The organism is Rhodanobacter sp. KK11 (genome assembly GCF_033345435.1).
In the GTDB taxonomy this organism is placed as follows: domain Bacteria; phylum Pseudomonadota; class Gammaproteobacteria; order Xanthomonadales; family Rhodanobacteraceae; genus Rhodanobacter.
Window position 1 is genome coordinate 16,406 of record NZ_JAWPMI010000004.1, and the last position, 14,056, is coordinate 30,461.

Here is a 14,056-nt window from a genome sequence, read left to right on the forward strand (position 1 = left end):
CGGGCCTCCATCACGAGGTGACAGGTCAATGAACGACAGCAAGCAGGGCGTCGCGTCCACCGTGCAGCAGCTCACCTTCAGCCTGGCCGGCGAGGAGTACGGCGTCGACATCCTGACGGTGCGCGAGATACGCGGCTGGACACGGGTCACGCGGATTCCGCAGGCACCCGCCTACGTGCTCGGCGTGCTGAACCTGCGCGGCGCGATCGTGCCGGTGATGGACCTGCGCCTGCGCTTCGGCCTGGAGCGCGAGAGCTACGGCGACAGCACGGTGATGATCATCGTGGCGGTGGCCGAGCGCCTGTTCGGCATCGTGGTGGACGCGGTGTCCGACGTGGTGGACATCGACATGGCGGCGATCCGGCCGGTGCCGGACATGGGCGCGATCGTCGACACCCGCTACCTGAAGGGCCTGGCCACCCATGTCGAACGCATGGTGATGCTGCTGGACGTGGAGAAGCTGATGCGTCCGGAAGACGTTGAAACCCTGGACGCCGCGCTGACGGACGTCCGGGATGTCGAAGTTGCCGCTTGATCCGGGAATCACGATGAACATCAAGAAATTCATGGCACGTTTCACCAGGCTGCCGAGCCTCACCGTCAAGGCCCGCCTGATCGGCACGTTCTCCCTGCTCGGGATCATGCTCGTGGCGGGCGCGGCGGTCGGCCTGGGCATGATGCAATGGCAGAACGAAGGTCTGCGCCACAGCTACGAAGACGCCATGGTGCCGGCCCAGCTGATGGGCGACCTGCGCTCCAAGTCGCTGCTGAACTTCGTCGTGCTCGGCGAGGCGGCGGGGGCGATCGGCAAGCCCGACCAGGTGAAGCAGAAGGTCGCCGAATCCCGGACGATCCAGAAGGAAATCGCCGAGGTCGACAAGAAACTGTCGGCGCTGCCGATGAGCGCGGGCATCATGGCGAAGTACAAGGCCTACCGCGCCACCGACGCGGATTACGAGAGCAACCTGAAGGACATCTACGACGCCCTGGCCCAGCAGGACGAAGGCACCGGCGACCTGCTGGAGATGCAGGTACGCCCGGAGCTGATGCTGCGCCTGGATACCCTCAACCAGCTGGTGCAGGCGCAGAGCGGCGAGGTCAAACAGCTCTACCAGGACCAGCTCGCCCGCTTCAGGATGGTGCGGGTGCTGGTGCTGATCGCGCTGGCCGGCGGCCTGCTGTTCGCGCTGCTGGTGGCGACCTTGCTGGTGCGCTCGATCAGCGGCACGCTGACGCATCTGGTCAAGGTCGCGCATGCCATCGCCGAAGGGCAGCTGGGCCACGAGATCAAGACCCGCCGGAACGACGAACTGGGCCGCCTGCTCGACGCCTTCCGCACGATGGACGAGCGCCTCAGCGCGATCGTGGGCGAGGTGCTTCACGGTTCCGACGCCGTGAGCAGCGCGGCGCAGCAGATCGCGCGCGGCAACGACGACCTCAGCCAGCGCACGCAGGAACAGGCCTCCAGCCTGGAGGAAACCGCCTCGTCGATGGAGCAGATGACCTCCACCGTGAAGCAGAACGCGGAGAACGCCAGCCATGCCAACCAGCTGGCGCGCGGCGCCCGCGAACAGGCCGAGCATGGCGGCGAAGTGGCGGTCAAGGCGATCGCCGCGATGGCCGAGATCGACGCCTCCAGCCGCAAGATCGGCGACATCGTGGGCCTGATCCAGGAGATCGCGTTCCAGACCAACCTGCTGGCGCTGAACGCCGCGGTGGAAGCGGCGCGCGCCGGCGAGCAGGGCCGCGGCTTCGCCGTGGTGGCCAGCGAGGTGCGCAGCCTGGCGCAGCGCAGCGCCGGCGCGGCGAAGGAGATCAAGGGCCTGATCGCCGAGAGCGAGGAGAAGGTGCGCAGCGGCTCGGAGCTGGTCAACCAGTCCGGCAAGGCGCTGGCCGACATCGTCGACAGCGTGAAGAAGGTCACTGACATCGTGGCCGAGATCGCCGCGGCCAGCCAGGAACAGTCGGCCGGCATCGACCAGGTCAACAACGCCGTGATGCAGATGGACGAGATGACCCAGCAGAACGCGGCGCTGGTCGAGGAAGCCTCGGCCGCCGCCCGCGCCATGCACGAGCAGGCCGGCGACCTGACCAGCCAGGTGGGCTTCTTCCGTCTCGCCGCCAGCCGCCCGGCGGCGGAGGGCGCGCCGCGGGAGCGCGTAAAGGACGTGGCGCGGGCCACCGAGGCGGTGTTTGCCGCCGTGCGCAAGGCGCCGCCGCGCGCCGTCGCCGCCGAGGCGGCGGATGCCGGTGCCTGGAAGGAGTTCTGAGATGGCCGTCGCCGCCGGTGCGGGCGCAGGCGATATCGCCCCGGCAGGCGACGGCGTGGTCCTGCTCGGCAACGCCGAGTTCCGCTTCCTGCGCGACTTCGTCTACCAGCACTGCGGCATCGCGCTGGGCGAGCACAAGCGCCAGCTGGTGCAGGGACGGCTGGCGCGGCGCCTGCGCGCGCTGGGCCTGCCGGACTACGCCGCCTATTGCGCGCTGCTGCGCGACGATCCGCAGAGCGAGCTGGGCGAGCTGGCCAGCGTGATCAGTACCAATGTCACTTCGTTCTTCCGCGAGCCGCACCACTACGAATTGCTGGAGCGCGAATTGCTGCCGCAGTGGTTGCAGCACAAGCGCCGCGACGGCGACCGCCTGCGGATCTGGTCGGCCGGCTGTTCCACCGGCGAGGAGCCGTATGCGCTGGCGATGGTGCTGGCCGAGGCGCTGGAACAGCATGGCGCCGCGGGCGTCGACGCGAAGATCCTCGCCACCGACCTGTCGCCGCAGGCGCTGGAGGCCGCGCGCAACGGCGTGTATCCGCTGGACCGGCTCGGTGGCGTCAGTGAAGAGCGCCGGCGCCGCTGGATGCTGCGCGGCGCCGGCGAGTACGAGGGCTACGCCTGCGTGCACCCGCGCCTGCGCGAACTGGTGACCGTGCAGCCGCTGAACCTGCTGCACGAGTGGCCGATGCGCGGGCCGTTCGACGTGATCTTCTGCCGCAACGTGGTGATCTACTTCGACCAGCCGACCAAGCAGCGGCTGTTTCGCCGCTACGCCGCGCTGCTGCCGGCGGGCGGCCACCTGTTCCTGGGCCACTCCGAGTCGCTGCACGGCATCAGCGACGATTTCGACCTGATCGGCCGCACCGTCTACCGGAAACGCGGATGACGCCAGTGCGGACGGCCGATCGCCGGGCGCTGCCCACGCTGCTCGAGGCCATGCCCGGCTTCGAGCATCTGCGCCGCTTCTGGGACCCGGGCCAGCAGCGCATGGTGGTGAAGGTGCTGCCGGGCGAGTTCTACGTGAGCGCACAGGACGAGCTGGTCAGCACCGTGCTCGGCTCCTGCGTGTCGGCCTGCATCCACGACGTGAACCGCGGCATCGGCGGCATGAACCACTTCATGTTGCCTGAGCCGATGGGCGAGCGCGGCGACTGGTCGTCCACCGTGGGCCGCGCGGCGCGCTACGGCAGCGACGCGATGGAGCAGTTGATCAACGCGATATTGAAGGCGGGCGGACAGCGCGCGGACCTGCGCGTGAAGGTGTTCGGCGGGGGCCGTGTGCTGGCCCAGCTCAGCGACGTGGGCCAGCGCAACATCGACTTCGTGCACCGCTACATCGCTGCCGAGCAATTGCAACTGGTGGCGGAAGACCTGGGCGACGTGTACCCGCGCCAGGTGCAGTTTTTCCCGTACAGCGGCCGGGCGCGCGTGCGCCAGCTGCGGCGCAGCGACGACGTGGCGCTGGTGGCCGACGAGCGCGGCTACCTCAAGCGTTTGGCAAACGATCCGATAAAGGGTGAGGTCGAGCTGTTCTAGCGGCGGGATGTCCGCCGCGGCGCGAAGACCGGGCCGCCGCCGGCGGCAGCGGCCGTGGATGCATTGGCAAGGTGGGCAATGGAAAGAGTGCGTGTTCTGGTAGTCGACGATTCCGCGCTAGTGCGCAAGCTGATGTCGACCATGCTTGCCTGCGATCCGGGCATCGAAGTCGTGGGCACGGCGGCGGACCCGCTGATCGCCCGCGAGAAGATCAAGCAGCTCGATCCCGACGTGCTCACGCTGGACGTCGAGATGCCGCGCATGGACGGACTGACCTTCCTGGAAAACCTGATGCGGCTGCGGCCGATGCCGGTGGTGATGGTGTCGTCGCTGACCATGCAGGGTGCCGAGGTGACCCTGCGCGCGCTGGAGCTCGGCGCGGTGGACTTCCTGGCCAAGCCCAGCAGCGACCTGGCCAACAGTTTCGGCGACAGCGCGCGGGAGATCTGCGCCAAGGTAAAGCAGGCGGCGCAGGCGAAGCCGCGCGCGCGCACCACGGTGCGCAAGCTGGACGTGGCGCCGCGGCTCTCGGCCGATGCGGTGTTGCCGCGGGCGCAGATGCCGGGCAGCCGCGGCGGCAGCCCGATCATCGCGATCGGCGCCTCCACCGGCGGCACCGAGGCGGTGCGCGTGGTGCTGGAGGCGATGCCGCCGGACGCGCCGCCGATCCTGGTGACCCAGCACATCCCCGCGGCCTTCAGCGGCCCGTTCGCCGCGCGCATGGACCGCTGCTCGGCGATGCGCGTGTGCGAGGCGCAGGACGGCCAGCCGATCCAGTCCGGCCATGCCTACATCGCGCCCGGCAGCCACCACCTGCTGGTGATGTGGGACGGCGCGAAGTACGTGTGCCGCCTGCACGACGGCCCGCCGGTGAACCGGCACCGCCCCAGCGTCGACGTGCTGTTCCGTTCGCTGGCGGCCAGCGCCGGCGCGGCCACCATCGCCGCCGTGCTCACCGGCATGGGTGACGACGGCGCGCGCGGCCTGCTCGAGCTGCGCCAGTCCGGCGCCGCCACGCTGGTGCAGGACGAGGCCAGCTCGGTGGTGTGGGGCATGCCCGGCGCCGCCTGGAAGCTCGACGCGGCGAGCGAGATGCTGCCGCTGGACCATATCGCGGCGCGCCTGCTGGGGCTGGCCCGCCAACTTCACACCGGCGCCGTCGGCGCCTGACCTGCGGATACCGGATCATGTCGCATCTTCCCGCCTTCCTCGCCCCGCCCCGGCTCCACGGCTGGCTGGCCAGCGCCGTGGCCCTTCTGCTGGCGCTGCTGTGGCACCCGGCCTGGCTGGCGCCGCTGCTGGTGCTGGCGCTGACCGCGGCATGGGCCGTCGCCGCCCGCGCCGACGCACCGGCGCCGGTCGCCGCCGCCGCCGCCAACAGCGAACCGGTGCGCGTGGCGCTGGAGGACGTGCGCAGCGCGCTGGTCGACGAGCTCGGCCACGCCACCCGCGAACTGCACCAGGGCCTGGACCTGCTGCGCGACGCGGTCTCCGAACTGGGCGGCGGCTTCGACGGCCTGTCCAGCAAGACCGCGCTGCAACAGTCGCTGCTCAAGCAGATCATCGACGTGCAGGACGGCGGCGTGTCGGTGCAGGACTTTGCCGCGCGCACCGGCGACCTGCTGCAGCACTTCGTGGGCATGATCGTGCAGATGTCGCGCGAGAGCCTGCGCATCGTCTACCGCATCGACGGCATGGCGAAGGAGATGGACGCGGTGTTCGGCCTGCTGCGCAACGTCAACACCATCGCCGAGGAAACCAACCTGCTGGCGCTGAACGCCGCGATCGAGGCCGCGCGCGCCGGCGAGTCCGGCCGCGGCTTCGCGGTGGTGGCCGGCGAGATCCGCAACCTGGCCAGCAATTCCAACCAGCTCAACGGGCAGATCGGCGGCCACGTCGAGCGCGCCCGCACGGCGATGGAGCAACTGCGCGGCCTGATCGGCGCGATGGCCTCGCAGGACCTCAACGTGGCGCTGTCGGCCAAGGGCGGCATCGACGCGATGATGGCCCACGTCACCGAGAGCGACGCGCGCACCAGCAAGGTGGCCGACCAGGTGGTCGAGATCAGCCGCGGCCTCGGCAGCGACGTCTCCACCACGGTGCGCTCGCTGCAGTTCGAGGACATCCTGAGCCAGCTGATCGGCCAGACCCGTACCCGGCTCGCCGAACTGCAGGAGATCACCATCGAGTGCACCCGCGACATCGAGGAACTGGCCTGCGCCACGCTCGAGGCCGACGCGCTGGAGGAACGCGCCCAGCGCGTGCGCAGCCGGCTGGCGATCCAGCGCGAGAAGGCGCGCCTGCGCTCGCGCGGCCCGGCGCTGCAGAACTCGATGGATGCCGGCGAAATCGAACTCTTCTGAGGATGGCAACATGATCGTCCACCACGACCACGAACTGGACTGCCTCACCCTGCAATTGGGCGAGCACTTCGACTTCAGCATCCACCGCGACTTCCACGACGCCTGTTTGGGCAGCGGCAAGCCCGCGCGCAGTTACGTGGTCGACCTGGGCGCGGTCACCGGCATGGACAGCTCGGCGCTCGGCATGCTGTTGCTGCTGCGCGAGCACGCCGGTGCCGACCGCGCCGACATCCGTATCGTCAACGCCTCCGACGAGCTGCGCGGCACCCTGCGCGTGGCCGGCTTCGACAAGTTGTTCGTGCTGCACTGAGCGCGTCGGCGGTTTTCGCGCCGGCCGCGCATCGCCGGCGTCGGACACGAAAAGGCTCCTTTCGGAGCCTTTTTTCGTGTCATGGCGCCGGATGCCTCACCAGGTACGCACGTCGACCACGCTGACGGTGTAGTCCTGCATGTTCCGCTACCAGTCCGGCATGAGCAGCTTCACTGTCAGTGTGGTCGACGTGCGCACCTGGTGAGTCCCTCTCGACCCGCGCAGACGGAAGGGTCCCGCAGCGAGCCTTGCCGTCCGCGGCGAGCTGCGCTCAGCCGCGGCCGTGCTCGATGAACCACAGCCCGGCGAACAGCTTCGGGTCGATCGAGTAGCCTTCCGCGGCGCGGGCGAACAGCCAGGCGCCCGCTTCGCGGCGCGGCACCTCGTGCACCACGATGTTCTCGGTGTCGTCGCCGCCGCCGGGGCCGACCTTTTCCAGGCCCCAGGCGCGCACGAAGGCGATCATCTCGGTGCTCATGCCCGAGGACGACGGGCCGCGATGGACGAACTCCACCCGCGCGCAGCGCCAGCCGGTTTCTTCCTCCAGCTCGCGGCGCGCCGCCAGCAGCGCGTCTTCGTCGGCCAGGCCGGGTTCGTCGCCGACCAGGCCGGCCGGCATCTCGATGGTGTTCTGCAGGATCGATACGCGGTACTGCTCGACGAACAGCACCTTGTCCTGCGGCGTCACCGCCAGGATGATCACCGCGCCGCCGGGGTGGTTGCGCTCGGCGTATTCCCAGCGGCCGCGCTTGCGCAGGCTCAGCCAGCGGCCTTCGTACAGGGTTTCCACCGGTGCGAAGGCATCGGCGGGGACATGGCTGGCGGAGTCGTTCATCGGCGGTTGCGTGCGGAGCGGGCGTTGGCCGGCATCTTGAACGGTCCGTGCGGCAGCGACAACCGCCCGCCGCGCACTATAGCCATTTCGCGCGCTTCAGCCCGAGATAGATGCCGCCGACCACGCTGCCCACCACCATGATGATGGCGGGGTAGGCCCACGGCTGGGCGAGCTCGGGCATGTGGGTGAAGTTCATGCCGTACCAGCTGGTCAGCAGGGTCGGCGCGGCGAGCATCGCGGCCCAGCCGGCGAGCTTCTTCATCACCTCGTTCTGGCGCAGGCTGACCAGCGACAGGTTGACGTTGATCGCGGCGGTGAGCATCTCGCGCATCGCGCCGATCGCCTCGTTGACGCGGAAGGCGTGGTCGTAGACGTCGCGGAAGTACACGCGCAGTTCGTCGGGGATCAGGTTCGGATGCAGCCGGATCAGCTGGTTGATGATGTCCTGCAGCGGCGCGACCGCCAGGCGCAGCGTCATCAGGTCGCGCTGCATGTCGTACAGGCGGCGGATCGTGCTGCTCTTGAACGTCTCGCCGAAGATGTCGTGCTCGAGCTGCTGCACCTCCTCGCGGAAGTCGCGCACGATCGGCAGCAGGTTGTCGACGATGAAGTCGAGCACGCCGTACAGCCCGTAGCTGGGTCCGTTCGCCAGCAGCTCCGGCGCGTGCTCGCAGGTGCGCCGCGCCGGCGCGTAGGACTGCGAGGCGCCGTGGCGCACGGTGACCAGGTAGCGCGGGCCGAAGAAGATGTGCGTCTCGCCGAAGGCCAGCTCGCCGCCGATCAGCTGCGCGGTCTGCACCACCAGGAACAGCGAGTCGCCGTAGGCTTCCAGCTTGGTGCGCTGGTGCGCGGCGTGCGCGTCTTCGATGGCCAGGTCGTGCAGGCCGAATTCGTCCTGGATCTTTTCCAGCAGCGCCTCGTCCGGCTCGTACAGGCCGACCCATACGAAGGTGTCCGGTTCGGCCAGCACGTCGCTGATCGCGTCGATGGTGATTTCTCCGACGCGGCTGCCGTCCTTGCGGTAGGCGATGCAGTTGACCACCATCGGCGGGCTGCTGGCTGGCGGTGCGCTCGGCGGCGGGATCGCATTCATGCGCGCATCATGCCCCGCACCCTCGGACGGGGCAATCGGCTCACCGGCGGCGCAGGCTCCACGCCAGCGCCAGCCAGCACGGCAGGGCGAACAGCAGCCACGGCTGGTTCTGCTGCACGGTGCCGGGCAACAGGTGCAGCAGCACCGCGGCCATGCAGGCGAGCAGCTGCAGTGCGATCGCGCCGTCGATGAGGCGCGAGGCGGCGAGGCCGCGGCGCGCGCGCCACAGTGTGGGCAGCAACACGAACGCCAGCGGGTTGAACAGCAGCAGGTTCGCGTTGGCCCAGGCCGAATGGTGGGTGGTCAGCGTCCACAACCCAAGCAGCAGCAGGCCGACCAGGCCGGCGGCAAGCAGGTACAGCGCGCCGAGCAGGGCATGGCCGGCCGGCCAGCGGCGACGGGCGAGCACGATCAGCGCGGCCAGCAGCAGGCCGGCCAGCGCCAGCGGCAGGCGCAGGTCGGGCGCGGTGGGCGGTGGCGCCTGCAGCCGGTTCGGCGAGACGAGCCGTTCGTCCTGCACCAGCGGGCGCAGGCCACCGCGGCCGTCGCCGACGCGCACCGCGCGCAGCTGCGCCTGCAGCACCTCGGGCAGGAAGCTTTCCTGCCAGGCATCCAGCGGCTGGTCGGCATACGGACCCAGGCCCAGGTCGAGCAGCAGCATCAGCCAGGGCTGCGCGCTCATCAGCCGCACGGTCTGCTGACGATAGGTCATGCCGCCGGGGCGTGCCTTCAGGCGGGTTTCCAGCACGCCGCCGAGCGCCTTGTCCAGCGCGTCGCGCACGCGGGTGGTGCAGTTGTCGACGTAGTAGTCGTAGGCGTAGCCGGCATTTTCCGGGCGCAGGTTCCACAGCAGGAAATCGCGCAGCGCGGCGGATTGGTCAGCCGTCATCGCCAGCCGCTGGCGGGTGATCGAGCGGCCGGTCCCGACGTAGTAACGCTCGTCGACATCGCTGGGCGCCGCGTCCATCAGGTAATGCATGCGGCCGCGGGCGAAGTTCAGCAGGAAGTTCTTTTCGCTGAAATCGAACACGCCGTAATTGAAGTTGACCGCCTCGCCCGAGACCGTGTCGCGCAGTTCGATCGCGTCGTGGCCGAAGCGTTCCCAGTAGGTTTCGCCCGGGCCGTAGGTGACCAGCGACACCTCGAGGTTCGCACCGGGCGCGTTGGCGACGCTGGCGTGGGCGGCCGGAAGAATGGCGAGCAGCAGTGCGAGCAGCAGTGCGTACAGGTGGCGGTGACGGGTTTGCTGGCGGGGGAAAATCATGCAGACGCCTGTGCGCTTTTGCTCCTCCCCCGCTTGCAGGGGAGGCTGGGAGGGGGCAAAGCAGTTACTGCCGGACCACGCGGAATGCCTGCACGCGACGGTCGTCGGCCTCGGTGACGTGGAACAGGTAGTCGCCGACGCGGACCTCTTCGCCGACCTCGGGCAGGTGGCCGAATTCGGAGGTGACCATGCCGCCCACCGTGTCGTATTCCTCGTCGGAGAAATTGGCGCCGGTCTGTTCGTTGAAATCCTCGATCGGAGTCAACGCGCTGACCAGCCAGTCGCCGCCGGGCTGCGCGTGCATCAGCTCGGGCTCGACCTCGTCGTCGTGCTCGTCGTCGATCTCGCCGACGATCTGCTCCAGCACGTCCTCGATGGTGACCAGGCCGGCGACGCCGCCGTATTCGTTGACCACCAGCGCCATGTGGTTGCGGCTGAGCCGGAATTCCTCCAGCAGCACGTTCAGTCGCATCGACTCGGGAATCAGCACGGCCGGGCGCAGGATCGCGCGGATGTCGAAGTGTTCGGCGGCGCCGAAGTATTTCAGCAGGTCCTTGGCCAGCAGGATGCCGAGGATCTCGTCCTTGTCCTCGCCGTGCACGGGGAAGCGCGAGTGGCCGGATTCGACCACGGCGGCGAGGATGTCGGGCAGCGGCGAGTCGGCGGCGAGCATCACGATCTGCGCGCGCGGCACCATCACGTCGTCCACGTCCAGCTCGGTGACCTTGATCGCCCCCTCGACCATGGTGAGGGTGTCCACGGACAGCAGTCCGTTGGTCTGGGCGGAACGCAGTTCCTCGATCAGTTCGTCGCGGTTGCGCGGCTCGCCGGAAAACATGTGGCCCAGTCGATCCCACCAGGTTCGGTGGGCCGGGCCGCTGGTACTGCCAGGGTCGTCGCTCATTACTCGTTGGGATTCTGCCCGAAGCCGGGCGGAAGACTGATTCTATAGGAAAAATCGCGACGGTTCAGGAGCGAAGGCCTGGCAGGGCGGACACTGTTCGCCGGCTTTTGACTTCGCTGGATGAGCGGCGGGCGGTGCCCGCCCTACTGCGACAGCGGGGCTCAGTTCAGGGCACAAGCGACGTGTTGCTCTCCCGCCTCTCTGAGCGGTGTAGGGCGGGCACGGCCCGCCGGCTCTTGATCTGGTGCAACAACGGCGGGCGGTGCCCGCCCTACGCCAATGCCGGGCTCAGGCGTAGGGATCGGCGATGCCCAGTCCGGCCAGGATGCGCGTCTCCAGCGCTTCCATCGCCTCGGCCTCGGCATCTTCGATGTGGTCGTAACCGAGCAGGTGCAGTACGCCGTGGACGGTCAGATGGGCCCAGTGGTCGCGCGGCGATTTGCCTTGTTCGGCGGCCTCGCGCAGCACCACCGGGGCGCAGATCGCCAGGTCGCCGAGCAGCGGCAGGTGCACCCCGGGCGGCAACTCGGCGGGGAAGGACAGCACGTTGGTGGCGTAGTCCTTGCCGCGGTAGTCGCGGTTGAGCGTGCGGCCTTCGTCGGCGTCGACGATGCGGATCGCCAGTTCGGCGCCCTTGCGCCGCTTCGCCCCGCGCAGCGCCGCCTCGACCCAGCGGCGGAAGCTGGCTGGTGCGGGCAGGCCGGCGCGCGGCACCGCGTAGCCGACGGCGAGCGTCAGCGGCGCGCTCATGCGCCGTCCTCGTCCTTCTGCTCGAACGTCTCGTAGGCGCGCACGATCTTCGCCACCAGCGGGTGGCGCACCACGTCGCGCGAAGTGAAGAAGGTGAAGCTGATGCCGCCCACGCCGCGCAGCACCTCGATCGCCTGGCGCAGGCCCGAGCGCGTGTTGCGCGGCAGGTCGACCTGGGTGACGTCGCCGGTGATCACCGCCACCGTGCCGAAGCCGATGCGGGTCAGGAACATCTTCATCTGCTCGACGGTGGTGTTCTGCGCCTCGTCGAGGATCACGTAGGAATCGTTCAAGGTGCGCCCGCGCATGTAGGCCAGCGGCGCGATCTCGATCACGTTGCGCTCGATCAGCTTGGCCACCTTCTCGAAGCCGAGCATTTCGTACAGCGCGTCGTACAGCGGGCGCAGGTAGGGATCGACCTTCTGGCTGAGGTCGCCGGGCAGGAAACCCAGTTTCTCGCCGGCCTCAACCGCCGGGCGCACCAGGATCAGTCGCTGCACCCGGTTCGCCTCCAGCGCCTCGACCGCGCTGGCGACGGCCAGGTAGGTCTTGCCGGTGCCGGCCGGACCTACGCCGAAGTTGATGTCATGGTTGGCGATCGCGTGCAGGTAGCGTGCCTGGTTCGGGCCGCGGCCCTTGATCACGCCGCGCTTGACCTTGATCACCACTTCCTGCGCGCCCTCGGCGGCCGCGTCGGCGATCGTGTCGATGCCGGATTCGGCCAGTTGCAGGTTGATCTTCGCGCCGGTCAGGGCCTCGTCCGCGGTGGCGGCGTACAGCGCGCGCAGCACTTTCTCGGTGGCCCTGGCGGGAGCTTCCTCGCCGATCACCTGGAAGATGCTGCCGCGGTGGTTGATCTCCACGCCCAGGCGCAGCTCGACCTGGCGCAGGTGTTCGTCGAACGGGCCGCACAGGTTGGCGAGGCGGGCGTTGTCTTCGGGATCGAGGGTGAAATCGCGTTGGTTGAGTTCGCTCATAGGGGCGCGAGAGTAGCGCGCCGCTGCCCGGAGAGCCACGGCCGCGGCCGGCGACGGATGGCTTGCCGATAATTAACTATTGAATTAATTTATGCGCATGACTGCTTCGAACAAGCCGAAAGCCGGGCGTCGCGCCGGTCGACCCAGCGGTGACGAGCCGGACCTGCGCGCGCGCCTGCTCGATGTCGCGATCGCGCAGTTCGCGCGGGCAGGCATCGGCGCGACCCCGCTGCGGGCGATCGCCGCGGGGGCGGGTGTCACGCCGGCGATGCTGCATTACTACTTCGGCGACAAGGCGCGGCTGGTCCGCGCCGTGATCGACGAGCGGCTGCTGCCGGTGCTGGCCCCGTTGCGCGCCCGGCTCGAAGCTGCCGGCGACGATCCGTCCGAACTGATCGGGATCTTCGCGCACGGCATCGCCGCGGCGGTGCAGCGCCATCCCTGGCTGCCGGCGCTGTGGGTGCGCGAGGTGCTGTGCGAAGGCGGCGCACTGCGTGAGGTGCTGTTCGCCCGGGCCGTGCCGGGCGTGCCGCAATTGCTGGCGCAGCGCTTCGCGACGGCGCAGGCGGATGGGCGGCTGAATGCGGCGCTGGACCCGCGCCTGCTGGTCGTCTCGCTGGTCGGATTGACCCTGTTTCCTGCCGCCGGTGCGCCGATCTGGCGGCGTGCGCTGGGCGCCGAGGGGCTGGGGCCCGAGGTCATGCTCGAGCACACCTTGGCGCTGTTGGGGCAGGGAGTCGGCACGGCGCAACCCGGAGAAATCGCATGAAGATCGCGTCCGCCAATCGCCTGTCGCTGGCGACCCTGCTGCTGGTCGTGACCAGCCTTGCCGGTTGCAGCAAACCGCCGCCGCAGGCACTGGGCACGCTCGAGTTTGACCGCATCACCCTGCCGGCGCCGGCGGCCGAGCGCGTCGTGGCGATCGAGGTGCGCGAAGGCGAACCGGTACGAACCGGCCAGCCGTTGCTGCGGCTCGACCCCGCGCGCACCCGCGCCGAGCTCGCCACGGCACGGGCGCAGGCGCGGCAGCAACGCGAGCGGCTGGCCGAGCTCGAAGCCGGGCCGCGCCGCGAGGACATCGACAAGGCGCGCGCCAACCTCGCCGCCGCACAGGCGCAGGCGCGCGAGGCGCGGGCCTATTACGCGCGGCTGGCGCCGCTGAGGGGCAACGGCTACGTGGCCGCCGCCGACCTCGACCGCGCCCGCGCTGCGGCAGGCAACGCGGATGGCCGGGTGGCGGCGGCGCAGGCCGCGCTGGACGAACTGCTGCACGGCACCCGCCCGGAGCAGCTCGCGCAGGCCCGGGCCGCGGTGGCGGCGGCCGACGCGCAGGTCGACGCGCAGCAAGTACTGCTGGGCAAGCTGGCCGTGGTGGCGCCGCGCGCCGGCCGCGTCGACAGCCTGCCGTACAAGCTGGGCGACCAGGCGCCGGTCGGCGCGCCGCTGGCGATCCTGCTGGCCGGCGACGCGCCGTACGCGCGCATCTACGTGCCCGAGCCGCAGCGCGCCGGCGTGCGCGTGGGCGACATGATGCGGGTGTTCGTGGCTGGCCGTGCGCAAGCATATGAGGGCAGGGTGCGGATGATCCGCAGCGAACCGGAGTTCACCCCGTACTACGCGCTGATCGGTGACGACGCGGCGCGGCTGAGCTATCTCGCCGAGGTCGCGCTGGGCGCGGACGCGGCGGCACTGCCCGCCGGCCTGCCGGTGCGCGTCGAACTCGGCGGAGCCGCGCAGTGAGCACCGGCGCCGGC

General features: G+C 69.7%; 15 protein-coding genes. 9 read left to right on the forward strand and 6 right to left on the reverse strand.

Translation table 11 applies throughout. The annotated features are described in order from the left end of the window. The first annotated feature begins 28 nt into the window (after positions 1–28). From R5H19_RS10625 to R5H19_RS10655, 7 genes are all read left to right on the forward strand, one after another. Entirely contained in the window at positions 29–535 is a 507-nt protein-coding gene (locus R5H19_RS10625; protein WP_318158977.1) for a chemotaxis protein CheW, read from the forward strand. Positions 536–548: 13 nt separating this feature from the next. Continuing rightward, positions 549–2,270, forward strand: a complete 1,722-nt coding sequence (locus tag R5H19_RS10630; RefSeq protein WP_318158978.1) for a methyl-accepting chemotaxis protein — start codon at positions 549–551, stop codon at positions 2,268–2,270. Position 2,271: 1 nt separating this feature from the next. Continuing rightward, positions 2,272–3,156, forward strand: coding sequence for a protein-glutamate O-methyltransferase (locus tag R5H19_RS10635; RefSeq protein ID WP_318158979.1), 885 nt, complete (start codon positions 2,272–2,274; stop codon positions 3,154–3,156). Beyond that, entirely contained in the window at positions 3,153–3,806 is a 654-nt protein-coding gene (gene cheD, locus R5H19_RS10640; protein WP_318158980.1) for a chemoreceptor glutamine deamidase CheD, read from the forward strand. Before R5H19_RS10635 ends, cheD begins: the two co-directional genes overlap by 4 nt. A gap of 78 nt (positions 3,807–3,884) precedes the next feature. Continuing rightward, positions 3,885–4,976 (forward strand): chemotaxis response regulator protein-glutamate methylesterase, encoded by a 1,092-nt coding sequence (locus R5H19_RS10645; protein ID WP_318158981.1) that lies wholly within the window; start codon positions 3,885–3,887, stop codon positions 4,974–4,976. A gap of 17 nt (positions 4,977–4,993) precedes the next feature. Further along, positions 4,994–6,169, forward strand: a complete 1,176-nt coding sequence (locus R5H19_RS10650; protein WP_318158982.1) for a methyl-accepting chemotaxis protein — start codon at positions 4,994–4,996, stop codon at positions 6,167–6,169. A gap of 10 nt (positions 6,170–6,179) precedes the next feature. Beyond that, entirely contained in the window at positions 6,180–6,479 is a 300-nt protein-coding gene (locus R5H19_RS10655; protein ID WP_318158983.1) for an STAS domain-containing protein, read from the forward strand. Positions 6,480–6,750: 271 nt separating this feature from the next. Here the strand turns inward: R5H19_RS10655 and R5H19_RS10660 are convergent, their stop codons facing one another. The 6 genes from R5H19_RS10660 to R5H19_RS10685 form a co-directional block, all read right to left on the reverse strand. Beyond that, positions 6,751–7,314 carry an NUDIX hydrolase gene (locus R5H19_RS10660; RefSeq protein ID WP_318158984.1) on the reverse strand — a complete coding sequence of 188 codons (564 nt, stop codon included), beginning with the start codon at positions 7,312–7,314 and terminating at the stop codon, positions 6,751–6,753. Between the two features lie 76 nt (positions 7,315–7,390). Beyond that, on the reverse strand, positions 7,391–8,407 hold the full coding sequence (locus R5H19_RS10665; RefSeq protein ID WP_318158985.1) for a magnesium and cobalt transport protein CorA: 1,017 nt from the start codon (positions 8,405–8,407) through the stop codon (positions 7,391–7,393). A 40-nt stretch (positions 8,408–8,447) separates the two neighbouring features. Further along, on the reverse strand, positions 8,448–9,671 hold the full coding sequence (locus R5H19_RS10670; protein ID WP_318158986.1) for a DUF4105 domain-containing protein: 1,224 nt from the start codon (positions 9,669–9,671) through the stop codon (positions 8,448–8,450). 64 nt (positions 9,672–9,735) lie between these two features. Continuing rightward, entirely contained in the window at positions 9,736–10,575 is an 840-nt protein-coding gene (locus R5H19_RS10675; RefSeq protein WP_318158987.1) for a transporter associated domain-containing protein, read from the reverse strand. Between the two features lie 288 nt (positions 10,576–10,863). Beyond that, positions 10,864–11,325, reverse strand: coding sequence for an rRNA maturation RNase YbeY (gene ybeY, locus R5H19_RS10680; protein WP_318158988.1), 462 nt, complete (start codon positions 11,323–11,325; stop codon positions 10,864–10,866). Next, positions 11,322–12,302: a PhoH family protein gene (locus R5H19_RS10685; RefSeq protein ID WP_318158989.1), complete on the reverse strand. Its 981-nt coding sequence runs from the start codon at positions 12,300–12,302 to the stop codon at positions 11,322–11,324. Before R5H19_RS10685 ends, ybeY begins: the two co-directional genes overlap by 4 nt. Positions 12,303–12,399: 97 nt before the next feature. On the opposite strand from R5H19_RS10685, the gene R5H19_RS10690 reads away from it, so the two are divergent. Next, positions 12,400–13,071: a TetR/AcrR family transcriptional regulator gene (locus R5H19_RS10690; protein WP_318158990.1), complete on the forward strand. Its 672-nt coding sequence runs from the start codon at positions 12,400–12,402 to the stop codon at positions 13,069–13,071. Further along, on the forward strand, positions 13,068–14,042 hold the full coding sequence (locus R5H19_RS10695) for an HlyD family efflux transporter periplasmic adaptor subunit (RefSeq protein WP_318158991.1): 975 nt from the start codon (positions 13,068–13,070) through the stop codon (positions 14,040–14,042). Before R5H19_RS10690 ends, R5H19_RS10695 begins: the two co-directional genes overlap by 4 nt. Positions 14,043–14,056 lie beyond the last annotated feature (14 nt).

Excerpts from the sequence above, each read along its gene's own strand:
- R5H19_RS10625 (WP_318158977.1), top strand. The coding sequence starts at position 29 with ATGAACGACAGCAAGCAGGGCGTCGCGTCCACCGTGCAGCAGCTCACC.
- R5H19_RS10630 (WP_318158978.1), top strand. The coding sequence starts at position 549 with ATGAACATCAAGAAATTCATGGCACGTTTCACCAGGCTGCCGAGCCTC.
- R5H19_RS10635 (WP_318158979.1), top strand. The coding sequence starts at position 2,272 with ATGGCCGTCGCCGCCGGTGCGGGCGCAGGCGATATCGCCCCGGCAGGC.
- cheD (WP_318158980.1), top strand. The coding sequence starts at position 3,153 with ATGACGCCAGTGCGGACGGCCGATCGCCGGGCGCTGCCCACGCTGCTC.
- R5H19_RS10645 (WP_318158981.1), top strand. The coding sequence starts at position 3,885 with ATGGAAAGAGTGCGTGTTCTGGTAGTCGACGATTCCGCGCTAGTGCGC.
- R5H19_RS10650 (WP_318158982.1), top strand. The coding sequence starts at position 4,994 with ATGTCGCATCTTCCCGCCTTCCTCGCCCCGCCCCGGCTCCACGGCTGG.
- R5H19_RS10655 (WP_318158983.1), top strand. The coding sequence starts at position 6,180 with ATGATCGTCCACCACGACCACGAACTGGACTGCCTCACCCTGCAATTG.
- R5H19_RS10660 (WP_318158984.1), bottom strand. The coding sequence starts at position 7,314 with ATGAACGACTCCGCCAGCCATGTCCCCGCCGATGCCTTCGCACCGGTG.
- R5H19_RS10665 (WP_318158985.1), bottom strand. The coding sequence starts at position 8,407 with ATGAATGCGATCCCGCCGCCGAGCGCACCGCCAGCCAGCAGCCCGCCG.
- R5H19_RS10670 (WP_318158986.1), bottom strand. The coding sequence starts at position 9,671 with ATGATTTTCCCCCGCCAGCAAACCCGTCACCGCCACCTGTACGCACTG.
- R5H19_RS10675 (WP_318158987.1), bottom strand. The coding sequence starts at position 10,575 with ATGAGCGACGACCCTGGCAGTACCAGCGGCCCGGCCCACCGAACCTGG.
- ybeY (WP_318158988.1), bottom strand. The coding sequence starts at position 11,325 with ATGAGCGCGCCGCTGACGCTCGCCGTCGGCTACGCGGTGCCGCGCGCC.
- R5H19_RS10685 (WP_318158989.1), bottom strand. The coding sequence starts at position 12,302 with ATGAGCGAACTCAACCAACGCGATTTCACCCTCGATCCCGAAGACAAC.
- R5H19_RS10690 (WP_318158990.1), top strand. The coding sequence starts at position 12,400 with ATGACTGCTTCGAACAAGCCGAAAGCCGGGCGTCGCGCCGGTCGACCC.
- R5H19_RS10695 (WP_318158991.1), top strand. The coding sequence starts at position 13,068 with ATGAAGATCGCGTCCGCCAATCGCCTGTCGCTGGCGACCCTGCTGCTG.